18 protein-coding genes are annotated in these 20,421 nt (G+C 51.6%); 6 read left to right on the top strand and 12 right to left on the bottom strand.

The window, feature by feature from the left end:
* The first annotated feature begins 10 nt into the window (after nucleotides 1–10).
* From EHT87_RS04490 to EHT87_RS04505, 4 genes are read left to right on the top strand one after another with little or no spacing between them, the layout of a single operon-like run.
* Entirely contained in the window at nucleotides 11–1,009 is a 999-nt protein-coding gene (locus EHT87_RS04490; RefSeq protein ID WP_124904268.1) for a 2-dehydro-3-deoxygalactonokinase, read from the top strand.
* Between the two features lie 11 nt (nucleotides 1,010–1,020).
* The gene (locus tag EHT87_RS04495; RefSeq protein WP_124904270.1) at nucleotides 1,021–1,665 is read left to right on the top strand and encodes a bifunctional 4-hydroxy-2-oxoglutarate aldolase/2-dehydro-3-deoxy-phosphogluconate aldolase; all 645 of its coding nucleotides are present in this window, start codon (nucleotides 1,021–1,023) and stop codon (nucleotides 1,663–1,665) included.
* 48 nt (nucleotides 1,666–1,713) lie between these two features.
* Nucleotides 1,714–3,015 (top strand): MFS transporter, encoded by a 1,302-nt coding sequence (locus tag EHT87_RS04500; RefSeq protein ID WP_124904272.1) that lies wholly within the window; start codon nucleotides 1,714–1,716, stop codon nucleotides 3,013–3,015.
* 41 nt (nucleotides 3,016–3,056) lie between these two features.
* Nucleotides 3,057–4,490, top strand: coding sequence for a sulfatase family protein (locus EHT87_RS04505; RefSeq protein ID WP_229320844.1), 1,434 nt, complete (start codon nucleotides 3,057–3,059; stop codon nucleotides 4,488–4,490).
* Between the two features lie 64 nt (nucleotides 4,491–4,554).
* Here EHT87_RS04505 and EHT87_RS04510 read toward each other — a convergent pair whose 3' ends face one another.
* The 9 genes from EHT87_RS04510 to EHT87_RS04550 all read right to left on the bottom strand — a co-directional run bounded on the left by EHT87_RS04510 (nucleotide 4,555) and on the right by EHT87_RS04550 (nucleotide 14,322).
* Nucleotides 4,555–6,303, bottom strand: coding sequence for a response regulator (locus EHT87_RS04510; RefSeq protein ID WP_124904274.1), 1,749 nt, complete (start codon nucleotides 6,301–6,303; stop codon nucleotides 4,555–4,557).
* A 551-nt stretch (nucleotides 6,304–6,854) separates the two neighbouring features.
* Nucleotides 6,855–7,301, bottom strand: coding sequence for a nuclear transport factor 2 family protein (locus EHT87_RS04515; protein WP_221621978.1), 447 nt, complete (start codon nucleotides 7,299–7,301; stop codon nucleotides 6,855–6,857).
* Between the two features lie 79 nt (nucleotides 7,302–7,380).
* Nucleotides 7,381–9,036: an NAD(P)-binding protein gene (locus tag EHT87_RS04520; RefSeq protein WP_124904278.1), complete on the bottom strand. Its 1,656-nt coding sequence runs from the start codon at nucleotides 9,034–9,036 to the stop codon at nucleotides 7,381–7,383.
* The gene (locus EHT87_RS04525) at nucleotides 9,011–10,534 is read right to left on the bottom strand and encodes a polyamine aminopropyltransferase (RefSeq protein WP_124904280.1); all 1,524 of its coding nucleotides are present in this window, start codon (nucleotides 10,532–10,534) and stop codon (nucleotides 9,011–9,013) included. Before EHT87_RS04525 ends, EHT87_RS04520 begins: the two co-directional genes overlap by 26 nt.
* Nucleotides 10,527–10,742 (bottom strand): DUF350 domain-containing protein, encoded by a 216-nt coding sequence (locus tag EHT87_RS04530; RefSeq protein ID WP_114404874.1) that lies wholly within the window; start codon nucleotides 10,740–10,742, stop codon nucleotides 10,527–10,529. Before EHT87_RS04530 ends, EHT87_RS04525 begins: the two co-directional genes overlap by 8 nt.
* Nucleotides 10,743–10,753: 11 nt before the next feature.
* A complete protein-coding gene (locus tag EHT87_RS04535; RefSeq protein WP_124904282.1) occupies nucleotides 10,754–10,948 on the bottom strand; it encodes a hypothetical protein in 195 nt (64 codons plus the stop codon).
* Between the two features lie 18 nt (nucleotides 10,949–10,966).
* Nucleotides 10,967–12,235 carry a DUF4178 domain-containing protein gene (locus EHT87_RS04540; protein WP_124904284.1) on the bottom strand — a complete coding sequence of 423 codons (1,269 nt, stop codon included), beginning with the start codon at nucleotides 12,233–12,235 and terminating at the stop codon, nucleotides 10,967–10,969.
* A gap of 14 nt (nucleotides 12,236–12,249) precedes the next feature.
* A complete protein-coding gene (locus EHT87_RS04545; RefSeq protein WP_124904286.1) occupies nucleotides 12,250–12,606 on the bottom strand; it encodes an S-adenosylmethionine decarboxylase family protein in 357 nt (118 codons plus the stop codon).
* 18 nt (nucleotides 12,607–12,624) lie between these two features.
* On the bottom strand, nucleotides 12,625–14,322 hold the full coding sequence (locus EHT87_RS04550) for a tetratricopeptide repeat protein (protein WP_124904288.1): 1,698 nt from the start codon (nucleotides 14,320–14,322) through the stop codon (nucleotides 12,625–12,627).
* A 185-nt stretch (nucleotides 14,323–14,507) separates the two neighbouring features.
* Here EHT87_RS04550 and EHT87_RS04555 point away from each other — a divergent pair, with 185 nt between their 5' ends.
* On the top strand, nucleotides 14,508–14,780 hold the full coding sequence (locus EHT87_RS04555) for a hypothetical protein (protein ID WP_124904290.1): 273 nt from the start codon (nucleotides 14,508–14,510) through the stop codon (nucleotides 14,778–14,780).
* Nucleotides 14,781–14,851: 71 nt separating this feature from the next.
* Here the strand turns inward: EHT87_RS04555 and alaS are convergent, their stop codons facing one another.
* Nucleotides 14,852–17,509 (bottom strand): alanine--tRNA ligase, encoded by a 2,658-nt coding sequence (gene alaS / locus EHT87_RS04560; RefSeq protein WP_124904292.1) that lies wholly within the window; start codon nucleotides 17,507–17,509, stop codon nucleotides 14,852–14,854.
* Nucleotides 17,510–17,615: 106 nt separating this feature from the next.
* Here alaS and EHT87_RS04565 point away from each other — a divergent pair, with 106 nt between their 5' ends.
* Entirely contained in the window at nucleotides 17,616–17,945 is a 330-nt protein-coding gene (locus EHT87_RS04565) for a MerR family transcriptional regulator (protein ID WP_124904294.1), read from the top strand.
* 105 nt (nucleotides 17,946–18,050) lie between these two features.
* On the opposite strand, the gene EHT87_RS04570 is transcribed toward EHT87_RS04565, so the two are convergent.
* Entirely contained in the window at nucleotides 18,051–19,559 is a 1,509-nt protein-coding gene (locus EHT87_RS04570) for a capsule assembly Wzi family protein (RefSeq protein WP_124904296.1), read from the bottom strand.
* Entirely contained in the window at nucleotides 19,556–19,768 is a 213-nt protein-coding gene (locus tag EHT87_RS04575) for a hypothetical protein (RefSeq protein ID WP_124904298.1), read from the bottom strand. Before EHT87_RS04575 ends, EHT87_RS04570 begins: the two co-directional genes overlap by 4 nt.
* Between the last annotated feature and the right edge of the window lie 653 nt (nucleotides 19,769–20,421).

Raw genomic sequence — 20,421 nt, forward strand, 5'->3', positions numbered from 1 at the left:
AAACTAATTGATGATAAACTATCTTTTGTGCTGCGACTGGGGGACTTCCTTTTTTCGGTTGCGATTAGTTAATCGTTCTGATTATCGACTGATTGAAGAAGTTACTTCGCAGCAGGGAATTGCCAGTACGTTTACCAAGTGGAAGAATTTTGGTGAGCGTTCCGGTAGTTTAAAGGAACAGTTCTTTCGTGAAGAACTTCGAAAACACATTGAATTAGTGGCGGATAAAGCTGCGATAAAACTGGAAAATGTTCCCATTGCGGTTTCCGGTATGGCATCTTCTTCCATTGGTATGGCCGAACTGCCGTATGCTTCTTTACCGTTTGCGATGGACGGAAGTCAGGCGAGCATGCGGCTTTTCGAAGCCAGCGAAACGTTTCCGCATGAACTGATTTTGATTTCCGGCGTGAAAAGTCAGGAAGACGTCATGCGGGGAGAAGAGACTCAGCTGATCGGTTTAACCGCGTTACTCGATTCGGAAAAGGAGCGGTTAAACGAGGCCATTTTTATTTTCCCCGGAACGCATTCCAAGCACATGTACGTGCAGGGGGGGCAGCTGATGAATTTTGAAACCTACATGACCGGCGAGATTTTTAATCTGATGGCATCCCAAAGTATTCTAAAAGATTCGGTTGACGTGAGTGGTTTAAGTGATTTCTCGGAACTTAACCTGACCGCTTTTAAATCGGGCCTTGCCGAGTCAGAATCTCCGCTGCTTAATCGGCTTTTTACCGTACGAACCAACCAGTTATTTGGTCATTTAACCAAAATACAAAACGCGTTTTATTTAAGCGGTTTACTAATTGGCAGTGAATTAAAACCGCTTCAGGAGAAAGCAAATTGGCAGCTGGTTTTGTGCAGTGGTACGAATTTATTTCCCTTCTACAAACAGGCAATCGACTACCTGAACCTGTCCGGTCGGACGACCACTATTCCCGCTGACCTAATCGATAAAGCCGCCATTGTTGGTCAGATAATCCTGTTTCAAAATCAGAATTTAAAAGTTTAAGTCGCATTGAAATGAGTCAAACTAATTTTTCGTGGGATCTATTTGCGAAAGCGCCCCTGATCGGGATTGTGCGGAATGTTGCGGCTGAGGATGTCGTGGAAATGTTGCCGATTTACCGCAAATCCGGACTGACAACCATCGAAATAACCCTGAATACCGCTGGCGCTGAGGATCTTATTCGCTATGCCCTGGAGCATGAGTCAACCGGATTGAACATTGGAGCCGGAACGGTTTGCACCGAACAGGATCTGGAACGGGCGCTGGCGGCTGGAGCGCAGTTTATTGTAACGCCCATCATCAACGAGACGGTCATTCGGGCGTGCGTCGAGCGGGGCGTTCCCATTTTTCCGGGGGCATTTACACCCTCCGAAATCTATAAAGCCTGGTCGCTGGGTGCCACAATGGTCAAAGTTTTTCCGGCGGCCACACTCGGCCCGGCGTATCTGAAAGAGGTGAAAGCACCGTTGAATCAGGTCAAACTGGTGCCGACTGGTGGAATTAGCCTTGCCAATATGACCGACTTTTTAAAAGCCGGTGCCGATGGATTAGGTGTTGGCGGGCACCTCTTCGATTCCGGGTTAATTTTGAAAAAAGACTGGACTGGTTTAGGCTTTCATTTTGAGAAATTTGTCAATCAGCTGAATCCGGTTAAATGAAAATGGCGTCGTTTTAGTAGTGCAGATAAATTCCTAAGCCCCATCCTTGTGACTGATTATAAAATTAAGTATTACCGCTGGATTGTCGTATTCCTTGTTTTTCTAGCAACGACGATTAATTACCTCGACCGCCAGATTATTGGTTTGTTAAAACCCATTCTCGAACTGGAATTTAACTGGTCGGAAACGGATTATGCCCGGATTGTGATGGCTTTTACGGCGGCTTATGCCATCGGATTAGGGCTGTCGGGCTGGCTGATCGACAAAACCGGCACCAAATTAGGATATACCCTTACGATTGTATTCTGGAGTGTGGCCGGAATGCTTCATGCCGTGGCCCGCAGCGCTATGGGCTTTGCCATCGCGCGTGTTGGTTTGGGACTGGGCGAAGCGGGAAATTTTCCGGCGGCCGTAAAAACCGTTGCCGAATGGTTTCCTAAAAAAGAACGCGGGTTGGCCACCGGTATTTTTAATTCGGGAACGAGCGTGGGTGTTGTTCTGGCTTTAATGATTGTCCCCTGGATATTAAATCACTACGGCTGGCAGGAAGTGTTCTGGATTACCGGCGGGTTGGGTTTTGTCTGGCTAATTTTCTGGTTGATTTTTTACGAAATACCGACCAAACAAAAGCGGCTTACTGCTCAGGAGTTTGCCTTCATTACCGCGGGGCAGGAAAAGGAAGAGCATGAAGCGGGACGCGTTTCGATCAACTGGTTTAAATTAGTTGCCTTGCCGCAAACCTGGGCTTTTATTGTCGGAAAAGCGCTGATCGATCCGATATTCTGGTTCTTTTTATTCTGGTTGCCATCCTATTTTTCTTCCGCATACCAACTGGATTTAAAGAAATTTAGCCCGGAGTTATTGATCATTTATACGGCCACGACGATTGGTAGTATTGGCGGGGGGTATTTCTCTTCCTGGCTCATCAAACGGGGCTGGCCTACCTTAAAGGCACGGAAAACCGTCCTGTTTCTGTTCGCGATTTTAGAAGTTTCCATCATCCTCGCCCAGTTTGCAACCAACGTCTGGATGGTGGTTGCGCTGATCAGTCTGGCGGTGGCGGTGCATCAGGCCTGGGCGACGAACATTTTTACGATTGCTTCGGATCTGTTCCCCAAACAGGCCGTCAGTTCCGTTGTCGGCATCGGCGGAATGGCCGGAGCGATCGGCGGAATCTTTTTTCCGATGCTGGTCGGGTATTTACTCGACACCTATAAAGCCGCCGGAAATTTGTCGGCCGGTTATAACCTATTGTTTACCATTTGCGGATTTACGTATTTACTTGTCTGGACTATTATTCATTTATTAACGAGAAATTCTAAATTGGTCGAGCTAAATCAATTGCTCTGATCAGAATGACTCGAATGACCTGGATTTATAGAAAACCGTTCTTGAAAATTACCTTTTTCATCGTATTGATAGCCGGAGTCTGGTCGGCCCTCGGCGGCTGGGTTGCCCGGCCAGCGGCCACTACGCCCAACGTGGTGCTGTTTTTTATCGACGACCTGGGCTACGGCGATTTGTCTTGCAATGGCGCTTCGGGATACACCACTCCCAACCTCGACCAGATGGCCACTGAGGGAATCCGGTTTACGAGTTTTCTGGCGGCTCAGGCGGTTTGTAGTGCGTCGCGGGCGGCTTTGCTGACGGGCTGTTACCCCAACCGCGTCGGCATGTTTGGTGCGCTCGGTCCAAATTCACCCATTGGTCTGAATCCAGATGAAGAAACGATTGCCGAATTGTTGAAAGAGAAAGGCTATGCGACCGGCATTTTTGGCAAGTGGCACTTGGGGAGTCAGGCGAAGTTTTTACCGCAGCAGCAGGGTTTCGATGACTATTATGGGGTGCCGTATTCGCACGACATGTGGCCGTTACACCCCAACCAGGCGCAGGCCCATTATCCGCCTTTGTACCTGATTGAGGGCAGCGCGCCCACCCAGGAAGTGAAAACGCTGGAAGATGCGAGCCAGCTAACGTCCTCAATTACCGAGCGGGCGGTCGGATTTATTCGGAAACACAAGAAAGAACCGTTCTTTCTGTACGTACCACACCCGTTGCCACACGTGCCGCTGGCAGCTTCCAGGCGGTTTCGCGGTAAAAGTGCCATCGGTTTGCTGGGCGATGTGATGATGGAACTGGACTGGTCGGTGGGGCAGATCATGCAGGAACTGAAGCAGCAGGGGCTGGATAAAAATACCATTGTGATTTTCACGAGTGACAACGGTCCGTGGCTGAATTACGGCGACCATGCGGGTTCGGCGGGCGGTTTTCGGGAAGGAAAAGGAACGTCGTTCGAGGGCGGTCACCGGGTGCCGTGCCTCATTCGCTGGCCGGGCGTGGTTCCGGCGGGGCGGGTTTGCAACAAGCTGCTGACGACGCTGGAAATCCTGCCGACGGTTGCGAAACTGTGTGGAACCCGACTGCCCAAAAAATCGATCGATGGCGTGGATATGGTGGCCTTGTTGAAAGGCGACGAAACCGTTACCCCGCGCGATCATTTCTTTTATTATTACCGGAAAAATAGTCTGGAAGCCGTCCGAAAAGGCGACTGGAAGCTGGTGTTTGCGCATCCGGGGCGCACCTACGAAGGATTTTTGCCGGGTAAAGGCGGTCAACCGGGGCCTTCTACCGAAGAACACGAGTTTCCGACGGCTTTGTATGATCTCCGGCGCGACCCCGGCGAGCGGTATGATGTTCGGGAACAGAACCCGAAAATAGTGGCGGTTTTGGAAAAATTGGCGGAAGAAGCCCGCGCGGATCTGGGCGATGATTTACAGAAACGGGCCGGAAAAAACGGGCGCCCGGCGGGGCGGGTCGGGAACTAAGGGGTTAAAATCAGTAGGCGGTTGCTTTCCGGCAGTGGCCAGAATGAGGGCCAGATCGTAACGATTAACGACTGCTGTTGTTGATGAGCTTATTCTGTAATTCAATTATTTTGAATGGTTTTCCAATATAATCGTTCATTCCACTCTTTTTTATCTGAACAATAATATCCGCCGATATCGCGGCTGTCAGCGCAATAATGGGGATGTTGGCTTTTTGCGGGTCGGCGAATTGCCGAATGCGTTCCGTTGTCTGAAAACCATTTAATTCCGGCATATTGATATCCATTAAAATGACATCATACTGATTTGCTTCCATCAACTCCAGTACTTGCTGGCCATTTTCTGCCAGTGTCATTCTGGAACCCCATCGGGTAAAAAGCTTTTGCATCAATAAGGCATTCATCGCATTGTCTTCAGCCAACAAGATGTGTAGTTGTTCCAGGCTTTTGGGTTGGCCTGTTGCCGGGCTGTGGAGCGTTTGTTGAAGTGGAGTTGTTGCATAGTGTAGATCGAAATAAAATTGCGAACCTTGATTCAGTTGGCTCTTTACATGGATCTGGCTATTGTGCAACTGCAACAAGTGCTTTACAATAGCCAGACCTAGGCCCGTACCCCCAAATTTACGGTTGATTTCACGGGATGCCTGCGTGAACGGATCGAAGATGGCGGTTTGCTGCTCGGGGCTAATGCCAATACCGGTATCCTGAACCGTAAACCGGATGTCGAGCGCGTCGGCTTTCTGAGAAAGAATCTGGGCACTGAGGACAACTTTGCCCTCCAGCGTGAATTTAACGGCATTTCCCCCTAGATTGAACAGAATCTGGGTGAGTCGGGTGGGGTCGCCAATCACGTTGCATTTGGTTAATTCCGGGTCAATCACTACCTCAAACGTCAGGCCCTTTTCGAAGGCGATCAACTGTAAACCTGCGCTGGTGTCTTCGATCAGCTTGGGCAGGTAAAAAGGGATGACTTCGAGTTCGATCTTCTTTAAATCGATCTTGTTAAAATCTAAAACGTTGTTGATGAGCGAAAGCAGGCTTTCGGCCGAAAATCGCAGAATGTTGAGGTTTTCCAGTTGATTAGTACGGGGTTTGTCCGCGAGCAGCAGGTTGGTCATCCCAATCACCGTGTTGAGGGGTGTCCGCAGTTCATGCGACATGGTTGACAGAAAATAGGATTTAGCCTGAATGGATTCTTCCAGTTGGGCATTCAGTGCGTTTTTCTCGTGGATGGTGTTAAAAAGGGCGCGGTGAAAAATGTAACAGGAAACCACCAGGACCACAAAATTGGCCGCTGTGACAAAAAGGAATTCCGCATTAACGGGTTCATCTACAAAGACCGTGTAAGGGTTAACCAATCCACTCAGGCCGACCAACCCGATCAGGAACGGTAAAATGTGCAGAATGGAATAAATAAGGCCCCATTTTCGACCCAGTCCGAAGAAACCGGCGAGAATAAACATGAACAGTTGGAGAAAGGCATTAATCCCCCAGACAATGTGCTGGTTGTAGAAGGCCAGTCCCGCAAAAAAAACACGCGAAAGTTGAAGGATATGGATCAGGACATAAATCGATTTGGGTCTGGACAGGAGGATTTTGAGTACCACCAGCGTTATGATGAAGGCACGGGCCTGTTTGGCCATCGCGGTCTGGTCGTGGGCCTGGTACGAGCTGACGAGTTGTACGGACAATTTCGGAATGTTCATGATGAACATGAAATAGAAGATCCGAATCTGTTCTTTCATCAGCGAATCGGAAACCGTATCGAGCGTTTTGGTTAAGGAGAAATTCCAGGAGGATAACTTTTTGGTCATAAGCACTTTAGACAACACTATATTAAAAAGAGCAGAGTGGTCCGGTCTCCTGCTATTCCGTAAAGTTGGTATACCCGGTATAACGGTGGCCAGCCTGCTCAAATAAAAGTAGGCAAATTTTACAGCCGGATTGAGCAACTTTCCAGACGCTAAACCGAAGACAGCCCTTGATTTGTCCCTTTAAATCGGGAGAAGCTCATTGCTCAGTGGAAGCTAAAATCGAGGTTGCTTTGCCTTCCGATCGATTTTGCAAACTATGCCGGGACAATTTGTGCGTTTCCTTTTCACTGACAACCGGCGCTAAAATTAAGAAATTTTGAATGACTGGCGACTGAACCTGGTAAAGTTCGGTCCTGATAGGGGTCTGTCTGACAAAAGCCAATGAACTTAGCAGGTGTTCCGGAAAAGCGTGGTTGCTTTTTGGCATCGGAAACCCCGGCATCACGGGGTTATGGAGTCGCTACAGCGGCTAAAAGTGAACTGTTTGGAACGCTACCCCAGCCAGCACGGCCAGGCTTCTTTTGCTAGGGTTCATTAATTTTGAGCCCGTGTCAAAACGGGTTTTGTAGAATAAAACCGTTCCAGTCCAGTGCGGACGGGTAGAAATATTCCCGCCAGTTGCCGATCAGCCCTTCGCGGATTTTCACGCTGACCATACCGTGGACCGTTGACCCGTACGTGATGGTAAACTCGCCGGAACCCACCTGCGTCTGCTCATCGAAAGCCAGATGATGCCAGACCATCTGCACCACTTTCGGGCGGCCTTTCCAGCCCCCGAAAAATTCAAAAATCCGGTCGCGGCCCCTATAAATCTGTTTGTTGGGTGGTTCGGAGTAAATGGCATCCAGCGCAAAGCAGTCGGCGGCTTTTCGTCCGTTGTTTTCGTTCAAACCGGCGGCAACGGTTTGCATGAGATGAATAAATTCCGCCCGGTTGATTGGTTTCCGGTTTGTCAACTGGGCCGGGCAGTCAATCAGAAATCCAAAAAGGCAGAGCATACTAAGTACAAGGTGTTTCATTACGAACGAGCGGTGGATGCTTCCTGTTGCAGCAACGATCAGCCGCCGGGGTATAGTGTCAGGCGGAAGGAATTTGCGCTAAAATTTCGGTGGCTGCCCGAATACCCTGGTAAAATGCTTCTTCGAAAATCGAAATACCGCTGAGGTCGGAGTGGGCGAAAAACAGTTTGTTGTTGACTGATCGGGCGGCATTCCGGCGCGATTCCTCCCAGATAAAACCGGGCGTTGGCGCAATCATCCCGTGGCCCCAAACCCAGCAGTCGGCCGCCGAAATGTATTCCGTAACACCAGGATGGGCGGTTTCCAATTCGGCCACAAGGCGCGACAACCACGTTGCATACGTCGTTTCGTACGCTTTTCGGCGGGCCACGTCGGGCGGTTCCTGCACCAGCGGCCAATAGACTGTAATCACTTTCTGGTCACTTGCGTTGAGGTGCTGGTGGGTGGCCGTGACGTAGCCAACCGAAGCGCTGTTGTAAATAACATTATCCCAGCAAAGCGGCATGCCCCGGCTTTGCGGTAAAACGCTGACCGTCAGGTTGGCAACGAGCCAGGGCGCGTACTGAAAGCCGCTTGCAACCCGGTTTTTCAGCAGGTTTTGGGTAATAAACTGCGGAGTCGCCAGCAACACGGTTCGGGCCTGAATAGCAACGGTTTCCTTTTTGAGCACATCGTAGCACGTAACCCGGACGCCTTCGGCATTTTCCTGAATACCGAATACCAGTTTGTTGGACTCAATGGCAGACTGGGCCTGTTGCTCTAACTGCTTGACTAAAAAGCTATTGCCTTCCGGCCAGGTCAGCACCGAATTGGCTCCGGCATTGGCTGCGACGCCTTTGCGGGAAGCAAAATAATGCAAACCCGCCCAGGCCGACGTGTTCGCCAGCGTGGTTCCGTAATCGTCCTTGCAGCCGTATTCCAGAAACCAGCGCAAATACGGCGACGTAAACTGGTGCTGATTCAGGTAGGTTTCAAACGAAATACCATCCAGTTGCCGGTAAATAATATCGGTCGAGGAACGGTCGAGCGGAATGGCAAACGCGTCCCGGCCATCGCTTCCTTTGGCTTGTTTCAGCTCTTCAACCAGTTTGAAAAACCGGGAAATCTGCTGCCGGTCGTCGTCCGAAATCCCCACATCCGGCACCAGCCCTTCCTGCCAGTGTCCGTTGATGAAAAGCCGCTCTTCGGGGTCGTGACAAAGGTAATAGTCATTATAAACCGGTAGCGCGTTCGCGTCGAAACCCGTGATGGCGTGGCATTCTTTCAGAAAATCAACCAGTTCGCGGTTTCTCGGATCGGGAATGGGCAGGTAGTGAGCCCCCCACGGATAGGCCGATACGGTATTCTGCCCACCGACGGAATTGCCGCCCAACTGCCCACTCAGTTCCACCAGCAACACATCCCGCTTGCCCTGCTGCCAGAGCCAGCGCCGGGCCGACAGTCCGGCGATGCCACCCCCCACAATTAGAACATCCGTTTCCCGGGTTTGCGTCGGCTGGGGCAGTTTTTCCGGATACCGCAGCAAATGGCCGGTCTGGTGATTGGCCCCGATCATCCCGCCTTTGATGTGAGCGATGGACGCCGACGATTGACAGGCGTTCAAACCGGCAGAACCGGCCAGCAAAACCGAAAAGCCAAGCCCGGCGGCCTGTTCCAGAAACTGACGGCGGCCCGGCGATTCGGGCGGGTCAGTGGGCGTAGGGCGTCCAGTCATCTTCAAAATAATGCACCAGAACCTGGTTGTTGAGCTTGTTGATTTCGGTCGGCACTTCGGCCATGTCGGGCGGAAAATTCAGCATGTCGTGAATCGTTCGCGCATTGATAAACCGCAGACCCGCGGGCAACGGCCCGTCGCCCCGCCAGTGCTGATTGCGTAGCAACAGAACGTAACCCCATTCGCCAAACGAGGGAATGTAGGCATGGTAGGGAATGGTCTGAAAACCGGAAGCGGCAATCGTATTCCGGATGCACCAGAACGACTGCCGGGCGATGTAGGGCGAGGTCGATTGCACCACCGCCAGCCCACCCGGACGCATCAGGCGGTTGAGTTCCCGGTAAAAGGCTGTACTGTATAATTTGCCGATCGAATAGTTGGACGGGTCGGGAAAGTCCACCACGATCAGGTCGTAGCGGGCCGTATCCTGCCGGACAAAATTATAAGCATCAGTGTTGATAATCCGGACTTTAGACGAATGTAAAGAGCGGTTATTCAGTTTGACCAGAAGGTCATTTTGCCGAAATAAATCCGTCATACCGGCATCGAGATCGACGAGCGTAACCGACTGGATCTGCGGGTATTTCAGGATTTCGCGAACGGCCAAACCGTCTCCGCCACCCAGCACGAGCACCCGGTTTGCCTTCGGAAGTGCCTGCAAAGCCGGGTGGACGAGGGCTTCGTGGTAGCGGTATTCATCCGCCGAACTGAACTGAAGATTGCCGTTCAGGAAAAGCCGCAGCTCGCGGGGGTTGGCGGTGAGCACGATCCGTTGGTAGGACGTACTTTTGCTGTAAATGACTTTGTCCTGAAACGTCAGATTTTCGGTGTAGGTCATGATCCGTTCGGCGTAGACAAAACCGCTCAGCAGAAGCAACGAGGAAAGGGCGAGAATGCTGACGAGCGACCGTCGATACGGTTTGGTGTCGGCAAACTGATGAAGCAGAAACCCGGCGACGGCGATGTTTAGGAGGCCAAAAAACAGCGAGGTCCGGATCAATCCCAGATACGGAACGAGCACCAGCGGGAAGATCAGCGATGCCAGCAACGCACCGATGTAATCGAATGTAAATACTCTGGAAACCAGGTCTTTGAAGGTTAACTGATTTTCCAGAATCCGCATCAGCAACGGGATTTCCAGCCCCACCAGAATACCGGTCAGACTCACCAGCGTATACAAAACCAGCCGGAACGAGGCCGCGTATTCGAACAACACAAACAACAGGGGAGCACTGCAACCGCCGACCAGCCCCACCAGAATTTCAATGCGGATAAACCACTTCAACAGATTGCCGTCGAGGTATTTGGAGAGCCACGAGCCGATGCCCATTGAAAACAGATAGACCCCGATGATGGTCGAAAACTGCGTAACCGAATCCCCGAGCAGGTAACTCGCTAGGGTTCCGGCCACCAGTTCGTAAATGAGTCCGCAGGTAGCAATGACAAAAACGGACAACAGCAAAAGCAGGTGCCGGTGCCGATTTTCGGGGTTACTCATGTATGGCCGAACTGATGATAATGGCCACCGCAATCATAAAGGCGGCTGCCAGAATGGAAAGGGCGACGTTTTCTTCGTCGACGATCTTTTTCCAGAGGTTTTCGGGCGCAATTTTCTCGATGATGACGAAACTGATGACCAGAATCAGAATACCGACAAAGGAATAAACGACGGAGGGAACGATGTACTTCAGCGTAGACAAGTCCATGGGAATGGGGTTTATTTGTGGTAAAAATAACTGCGTCGGCCCGAATGCCGACCTCCTGAACCTTGTTTGTAGTTTTCGAGCTTATCGACGCTTTCCAGGTCGTCGCCCAGCAGCCGGGAGCCGGAAAATTCGACCCAGGTGTAGCCCGCTACCAGCAAACCGCCAGCCAGGGCAACGTATTTGACTTTTTTGAGGTTCTGCCACATCGTTTTCGGGTCATACAGTTAGGCCGTGTAATCACTTTGTTCCCACCGTTTCTGTTCAAAAGCGTTTTTTTGAAAAAACAGGATCAGCGGGTAAAGCGCAATCAGCGCCAGCACAAGAAACAGATTGGAATATAAAACCGGGTTTTGCACGACTTTTACCTCAAAATTGAGCAGGTTTTTCCCTTCGGAAGAGGGGTAAAAGTTGAGGTGATAACGCCCTGACGGTATTCGTGCCAAAATAGCTTCATCTTCCTGGGCCCCTTCTACCCAGCTTTCACCCCCGTCGATGCCGTGGTAGTATTCAACGATTCGGGTGAACTCGTAGGTCTGCCCGGATTCCCCGTTGATGAGACTCACCGGTAATTCAACCCAGTTATTGTCGACATTCACCCGCAACCGGATGGCGAGAGCAGCCGGTCCGTCGACGGCAAATTCCGGCGATACAAGGGGTTGCGAATAGCTCTGCTTCGTCGAATCCGAGTTCCAGGTATACGTATGGGTAAAAAGGGTTTGATGCGGTTTGAGAAAATAGAAAAATACCTGAATAACCACCACCAGCAAGGCCAGTCGGGTGGCCAGCCAAACGGCTGGCGGCAATTTTTCGGTTGCCGGATTGGGTTGAAGGGCCCCGACGCCAATTACATGAGGCAAGGCCGCAGCTTCCAGACCGAACCCGGCCGCAATTTCGTTCGGTGTTTTGTAGACGGCTTTGTAGTACTCGGTTTTCTGGCTGGTAGCCTCCCGGCTCAGCATATAGGGCGGATGAATGTATTCCGAAATGGTCAGTTTGGTATCATCCAGGATATCCCAGTAAAACTCTCCAATGGCGTTAAGCGTGAGGCAGTTATAACGGTTGTAAAGCGCATACTCGCGTTCGTTATCCCGGATTTTAGAGCGTTCTGCCTCTTTAAAGTCGCCGTCTTCCGGCCGAATCAGCATCCAGTGACCGTTGTATTCAGACAGCATCTGGTGGCCGTTTTCTTTGGTCATCAGGACATACTCCAGCCACGTATCCTCATACTGTACTTCCCGTTTTTGCAGAATCCCCGTCACCCGAACCCATTTTCCGTCGAGATAACCTTCTGCCCCGAGCGGCAAGGCCGGCGGTGTAGGTAAGGCCGGAAACGCCGTGATGATGCGCGGTGGTCCGGTGTCACCATACTGAAAATAGGTGTAACACTGGCCGCAGCAGAAATACGAACTCTCGGCCAGGTCGTAGGCCGGAATCGGAGCCTGGCAATGCGGGCAGTTAAACGATGTTTCGGGAACGGGTGGATCGGTGGGCATAATTTCGGACAAATTCAACGGATAATTTCCTGTTCATTGATGACCGCCGTTGCCCCGAACAAACGCAGGGATTCGTCATAAAACCGCCGGACTTTTTGGGTGTTATCCTGCTGGAAATTAGACAGAAAAACGTCGAACGTCGCCAGGCCGCTCTCGGGCCAGGTATGAATGGAAACGTGGGATTCGGTCAGGCAAACGACCGCCGTAAAACCGCCGTTCGGAAACCCATGATACACCTCGCCGACTTTTGCCAGCTCCAGTTCCTGAATCAGCCGGTCGAAACCCCGGCGGCATTGCTCAACGTCCGTCAGCGCAGCCAGTGGCGCTTTGAAAGTCGACAGGATGTGCAGGCCGGGGCGGTAGGGACTCATCGCCTGCAAGATAAAATTTTACGGTTTCTTTTTGGAAAAATTCTGGGTTAAAAATACCGCATCGGCTTTCGACCAGCCTTGCCGCGCCAGCTGACGCTCGCGTTCGGCGGTGGGTTTATCGCCTTTCAGATCGGCTATCCGGGCGAGTGCCAGGTGCGTTCCGGGGTAATACGGATCGTGCTCCGCCAGTACTTTTGTGGCCTCTTCGGCGAAATCGTTCAGTTTCAACTGGTAGGCCACCTGCGCAATCATTTCGAGCTGGAACAGGGCTTCGATCCAGGGGTCGGGGCCAGTCTGGTCGCGGGCGCTGGCCTGGAATTTCCGGATGTCGGCCAGACCTTTTTCGCGGTCGGCAGGATCATGAAGTGCCAGAAGTGCCGCTAAAAACTTCGGATGCGGATCGAGCCAGGCATTCAGCCAGTCTGTTTGGGCAATCTTTTTAGCCTCGACCAGTTCTGTCTGGGCGGCTTTCAACGACGCCCGTGCCGGTTCGAGCTGGTTCTTTTTCAGCGCAATCATCCCCAGCAGATAATGGCCGATCACGCGCTCACCCGGAGTTTTGCCCTTCGTCATGTCTTCGGCGATGGGGGCGGCTTCTCCGTCCCGGTTTTGGGTAATCAACAGGGTAGGGTAGCCCATTTTATTGTAAAAGGTGCGTTCCTGGTTGATCGGGCGTTTGATCTCAAACCGCTCCCTGACCAGCCGCTCCGCTTCCTGAATCCGGCCCTGATACTGGTAACACAGCGCCAAAAGTGAAATGTTGTGAATGTGATGCCAGTCGTACATCGGATCGTATTTTTCGCTGGTATACAAACTGCGTTCGATGGCGTCCGTCTGTTTCATTTCCGAAATGGCACTGTCCACATCCCCGGTTTTCATCAGGTCGTGGGCGTACATGTGGAGCGCGTGGGCCAGATTCGGAGCCAGCCGGGCGTAGGCTTTACCGTGTTTCAGGGCTTCTGAATAATCGCTCATGCCTTCGTAGGCGTGAATCAGATAATGATGGGCTGCCGGGTGTTCGGGCGCAAACTGGAGGATTTTTTCATAAATGGCGATGCTCCCCGTGGACGAACCTTGGCCGCGGCCCGTGGCAAATTTCTCGTAAGAATTCCCCGACAGCAACCACAGTTCCGGATCGGTCGGGAAGCGTTTTACAGCCCCGTTGACCTTCGACCGGTAGTCATTCAGCAGCTTTTGATTGCTCAGCGAATCGACGGCTTTCAACTGCGCAAACCGCAAATCAATGTGGGCTTTCTCCCGTTCCGAAGCGTATTTCGAAAGCGATTTGGCCGTTTCGGCGGCTTTCAGGGCGGCTTTATTGTCTTCCAGCTGAATATACAGGCGGCTCAGTCCGACATGCGCCATAACGAACGTCGAATCATACTTGAGGGCTTCGTGAAACGACCGGGCGGCTTCGACCAGGGAATAACCGTGCAGATACGCCATGCCCTGCTCAAAATACGCCTGCGCTTTCGGATTTTTGGTGGACGTCGGCGTCGGGTATTGTCCGACATCCGATCGCAGGGCAACAGCCTGTTGTAATAATGAACTGGGAATACCGCCGACGCTCGCCATGCCGCAGATGGGCGCGTAGGGAACATCGGGCGTGGGGGTGATAGGCTCCGGCGCGGACTGTTTTTCCGTATTGAAAAATTTTCCGGCCAGAACGGCGATCAGGAGTATGGGCAAAAAAGAGTAAGCGTAGAGTCGTTTCATAGTCGTACCTGTTGACCGGCCGGCGTTCCGATTTAAGCCGTATTGGAAGAAGAAAAAATACGGACTTTAGTCCGTAGGTACGTAAAAATAGCAATTAAATGGTTGAGATGATTGCCGTTCAATAAATGACGAATCGGCAACTTTTGTCCGGCTGGCGAGTTAAGTAAAAAACAGCGTCAAAAAATATGGAAAAGATGTTCGTAGTTCGGGTGGTGGGTGTCGATGATTTAGGGGCCGAAACCCCGGCCACCATCCCGATGAAATTTGAGACTTCACCCGATGCGGCTCTCATTGAGCAGGATTTGAATGAACAATATCCGCACCTGAAACACCGGGTCGTTGAAATTGAAGAACTGAAAACGCCCGGCGAAGTCGATAACTGGCATCATTCGTTTCTGGGGTCGGTCATGGGGACGGATCTTCCCGCAGTGGAGGAAGAGAAAGACGCCGAGAATTGAGTTTTGGTTTACGGTAGCTGGCGCATTTTTTCGTAAGCGTGCGTCAGCCACCGTAAACCGTAAACCGAAAACTATTTTTCCAATAACTCCCGGCCTTTTGCCAGCGCCCGATCCAGTCCGCTGGCATCGGTACCGCCGGCGGTGGCGAAAAACGGCTGCCCACCGCCACCCCCGCGGATTTCCTTCGCCAGTTCCTTCACCAGATTCCCGGCGTGAAGATTTTTTCCCTTGATCAATTCGTCCGGCAGCATCACGGCCAGTTGCGGTTTTCCGTTGATATCCGAACCCAGTACCAGAGCGAGGTTGTCGACTTTGGCTTTCAGATCATACGCCAGTTGTTTCAACGCATCCGCCGAAGGCACCTCGACGCGTTCAACGATCACCGAATGCCCATTGCTGGCCCGAACTTTCGTCAGTAAGTCGGTTTTTATCTGTTGTAACTTTTCGGACTCCAGGGCCTCGATTTTCTTCTGTAACTGATGCCGTTCATCGATCAGACTTTGAACGGCTTTCAGGACGTCTTTCGGCGCTTTCAGGAGTTCTTTTAATTGGTCAACCGTTGCTTGCTGTTCGTTCAGGAGGGCCAGCGCCCGTTCAGCCGTTACCGCTTCGATGCGTCGGATACCGGTCGATACCGACCCTTCGGATGTAAATTTGAAAAGGCCGATCTGCCCCGTGGCCGGAACGTGCGTGCCTCCGCAAAGTTCGACGGAATAGGCGGGATCGAAGGTGATAACCCGGACGAAATCGCCGTATTTTTCACCGAACAATGCCATCGCCCCGAGGTTTTTGGCTTCATCGATGGGCACGTTCCGTCGTTCGTCCAGCGGAATGTTTTCGCGGATCTTTTCATTCACAATACGTTCAACCTCAGCCAGTTCTTCATCCGTCACTTTAGCGAAATGCGAGAAGTCAAACCGCAGCGCATCCGGCCCGACGTACGAACCCTTCTGACCAACGTGCTTGCCCAGAACATCGCGCAAAGCCGCGTGAAGCAGGTGCGTGGCCGAGTGATTATCGCTGATCGCCGTGCGCCGACTGCTGTCGATTTTGGCCAGAACCGACGAATGAGTATCCAAAATTTCCTCCAGATTCTTGTCGTTGGAAATATGAATGATCAGGTCGTTTTCTTTCTTCGTATCGGCAATCCGGATTAAAACCGTTTGGTCACCAACCCGTACTTCAAGACGGCCGGTATCGCCAATCTGTCCCCCGGATTCGGCATAAAACGGCGTCCGGTCCAGCACAATCTGGTATTGCGTCCCCTGCTTGTTTTGAACTTTGCGGTATTTGGCAATCCGGGCTTCGGCTTCGGTCTGATCGTAGCCTAAAAATTCGACACCGTCGATGTCATTCAGTTCCGTCCAGTCGCCGGTTGCCGAGGATGCATCCTTGCGCGAGCGTTCTTTCTGTTGCTGAAGGGCTTTCTGAAAACCGGCTTCATCGATGGAAAGTCCTTTTTCGCGGGCAATCAGGGCCGTTAAGTCCGACGGGAACCCAAACGTGTCGTTAAGTTCGAAAACCGTTTCGCCGTCGATGACGGTGCCACCCGATTGCGTTAAATCGGCGGTAATTTTATCCAGGAGTTTCAGACCATTCTCCAGCGTCCGCAGAAAAGCCGCTTCTTCTTCCCGAATCACCGTCGCCACAAAATCACGCTGGGCATTCAGTTCGGGAAAAACGTTGGCGAACTGCATCGCCAGCGTTGGCACCAGCTTGGTCAGAAACGGTTCGGTAAAGCCCAGATACGAATACCCGTAGCGAACGGCCCGGCGCAGAATCCGGCGGATAACGTAGCCCGCCCGCGCGTTCGAGGGAATCAGCCCGTCGGCGATGGCGAACGAAACCGCCCGAATGTGGTCGGCAATTACACGCATGGCCACGTCCGGATAATCGCGCTGCGAACCACCGTAGGGAATGCCCGACAGTTCTTCGATCACCTTGATGGTATGCGTGAAAACGTCGGTGTCGTAGTTCGACATCTTGCCCTGAATGGCCATGCAAAGCCGTTCGAAACCCATGCCGGTATCGACGTGCCGGGCGGGCAGCGGTTCGAGCGAGCCGTCGGCTTTGCGGTTGAACTGCATGAAAACGAGGTTCCAGATTTCGACCACCTGCGGGTGATCGGCGTTCACCAGTTCCCGGCCGGATTGTACGTCGACTTCCGACTGAGGCCGCAAATCGACGTGGATTTCGGAGCAGGGACCGCACGGACCCGTATCGCCCATTTCCCAGAAATTATCTTTTTTATTGCCGAGAATGATGCGATCTTCCCCCACAATGGGCTTCCACAAATCCCAGGCTTCCTGATCGAAGGGAACGTTGTCTTTTGTATCGCCCTCAAAAACAGAAACATACAGCCGGTCTTTCGGTAATTTATAGACTTCCGTCAGCAGTTCCCAGGCCCAGGTGATGGCTTCGGTTTTGAAATAATCACCAAACGACCAGTTGCCGAGCATCTCGAACATGGTGTGGTGGTAGGTGTCGAAACCGACATCTTCGAGGTCGTTGTGCTTGCCCGAAACCCGCAGACATTTTTGGGTATCGGCCACCCGTTTGGCGGGCGGTGTTCCGTTGCCCAGAAAAAAATCCTTAAATTGAGCCATGCCTGAGTTGTTGAACATGAGCGTCGGGTCGTTTTTGGCAACCAGGGGCGCTGACTGAACAATCAGGTGGTTTTTACGCTGAAAAAAGTCTAGAAAATGCTGGCGAATTTCGGAAGAAGTCATGGTACTTTAGGGTCCGTCATCAACGGGTTGACGACTCATGGATTGAATTGATTCGCAAATTTACGGAAAACTTGTGTTTCTTCCGGTTTGAACGGAAGTTTGTTCTATGGAGCAGTTAACAAAACGGTATTACGGCATTCGCGAGGTGGCCGATATGCTGGGGGCCAATATATCAAAACTGCGGTTTTACGAGAAAGAGTTTCCCACGCTCAAGCCCCGAAAAAACCGCGCCGGTGACCGGATTTATACCAAAGAGGACATTGAGCACCTGCGGGAAATCCTGGAGCTGGTGGAAGAAAAAAAACTGACGCTGGAAGGGGCCCGGCAACACCTGAAAGCCCGGTCGTCGCGCCAGAATGAGATCAAGCAGATGATTGGACGTTTGCAGGAAATCCGCAAATTTCTGGTCGAGACGCGGAATCAACTGGAAGGATAACGGGTTACGGTATTCGGTTTACAGTAGCTGCCGCCTGCTGACTGACGCGTTCTTAGGTAGGCGGCACGCCCTGTAAACGCTAAACCGAATTCCGAAAACCGTTCCTTACCCCTTTCGGGACCGGTATTTATAATAATCCCACGTTTTACGCACGCTGGCGTATACGGCATTGCTGTTGGGGAACAAACCGCCCCGGTCGGAAGCTGCGGCAAGCGTGAAGAGCAGGCCGTTTTGATTGAGCGGCACGCCCACTTGCAAAAGCGACGAAAACTGCTCGACGGTGTTGGGGTAGGGCACGTCATAGGTTCCGAAATTTTCACTGTAGGACACCTTTACCTGAAAGGTACAATATGGGGCAAACCCGCCCTGGAGGCCCGTGTGGAAAGCCCGAACCCGGTTGTTGGCAAAGAAACCGTAGCGCGGCAGGTCCGGACGGGTATCATTCATGGGGGTGATGAAAGGCGTCCCGATCGTGTTGCCAAAATAGGACCAGCCGTTCCGGTATTGCGTATGGTTGAAATAATTATCCCGACCCCGTAATTTATCCAGATCCTGAAAAACACTGCCACCCTGGCTTTTTGTGTACAAAAGCTCAACGACGGCGCCCGTAATGTGGAACCCGGACGACGACGGGGTCAACTTCCGGAAACGAATCCCATTGAGGCCGTCTTCGAGGTTGGTGCGGTAAAAGAGTGAACCATCCTCATAAACGCTTTGGCGGTAGACCAGAATCGACAGTTTTTTACTACTGAATTCCATCCCGATGTCAATGCTCCCCAGGTGATTTCCGATCCGGTTTTCCCGGTCGAACCGGCTGTAATACGTGGTGTCAACGTTGTGATTATACCCCAGACTACTACCCGTCACCAGATACGCATACGATTGAAAGTTGGCCGGAAAGCGCCCGTTCTTAACCAGGCCATCGGAAAGCTCCTGCGTCACTCCGCCCCATTCTACCTGGTGGTTGAAACCGGCGTATAGTTTGATCGGCCACCTGGCTTTTCCCAATCGCGTATACAACGCCTTTTGATGCAGATACGCATGGTGAACTATGCCCCGGTTTTCAAACCAGCCATGCGCATAAAAGCCTCTGACCGAAATGATTCCGTTGGTGAATGGAATCGGGGTGAACTGCGGAAGTCCGATCTGGATTTTGGGGATTGGCAGAGCGTTGCCCGACCAACTGTAGGACCCCGAACTGAGTGTCGAATCCACCAGACCGACGACTTCCCGACGTCGCCCGGCGACCAATTCGAAAGCACCAGCGCGGACTTTGGCGTACAGTTCCGGGATTAGTACATCCGTTTTTGCGCTCGTACCGGTATTGCCAACCAGTTCGGCACCGTAGCCAAAACCAAAAAAATCACGGCGTTTTGCCGGTAGGCTATCCGTGACCGGATAATACCGGTAATCCCGGCGAAGTCCGGCGCGCACCGTGGCATAAGGCAGCGATGTCGGAACAATACCGTATTGGTTGGTCCGAAGCCAAAACGGCGTTTGAGCGGAATTTCCATAAAAGCCACCGACCTCCGCAAAAAGCTGGATGGGTTTGACTTCAATCCGGTTTTGGCAAAATCCAAGGAGGGGACAGAGAAAAAGGAGCAGCGTTTTCATTTTGATCTGACCAGTAAAAATGAACTGCCCAGATAATACATTACGTAAAAGCCGATACCGGCAGAACCAACGGTAATTGAACTTTCCCGGGTTAGCTGATACGCCATATAGCCGCTTCCCAAAGCCAGGAAACCACTGATTACCAGAAGAAGAGAAAATAGACTCCAGTAAAGGGCCTGGTGTTTAAACGTACCTTGCTTAGGTGCCATCGTTTGGTTAAGAAAAATGAAACATGTTTTGGTACAATCCGCAGCGGCAGATTGAACGGGCCGAAACGAAGCCCCAATCGTGGTCTGCCGGATCATTTTTAGCGGGGAACGCTAGTCAACTGGCCTGGGCCAGGCACCAAAAGAACAACCGGGTTCAGTGGCCGGCATGCCAGCCAATCCAAAAAGATTCAAAAAAAAGGCTACGTACGGGGTGGGTACTAAACGGGATTAATCGAGATGAGACCTCGAATTGAAAGGACCGGAAGTTGTTTTGGTCCCACTAGGTCGTGGCGAACAGTCGATTCTGCCCGATTTAGACAGGTTTTCTTTTCCGTTCGACGCTTCAGCAAGTAAAAAGGCAAGCATTGATTTTAGGTCTGATGTATGTTGTCAACTTAGAACTTTCAGTTACAAAATATGTTTGCCCTGAACGGTGATTTTAGGTAATTTATAAACAGTCTACTTGTAAAAAAATAGGTAATTATTTCTGCCAGCCGGATTGAGTGTCTACAAAAAAAGCAAAAATGGCCCAAATTAAGGTACTGAATGACTGTTTTAGAGGAGTTTAAATGAAACGGGGATTTTTTTGGAAGTCGGTTTATTCAGTATGCTGAGTAAATTTACATGTTAAAAACAACATTCATCACTATACG

This window comes from Larkinella knui (genome assembly GCF_003858645.1).
GTDB lineage: Bacteria > Bacteroidota > Bacteroidia > Cytophagales > Spirosomataceae > Larkinella > Larkinella knui.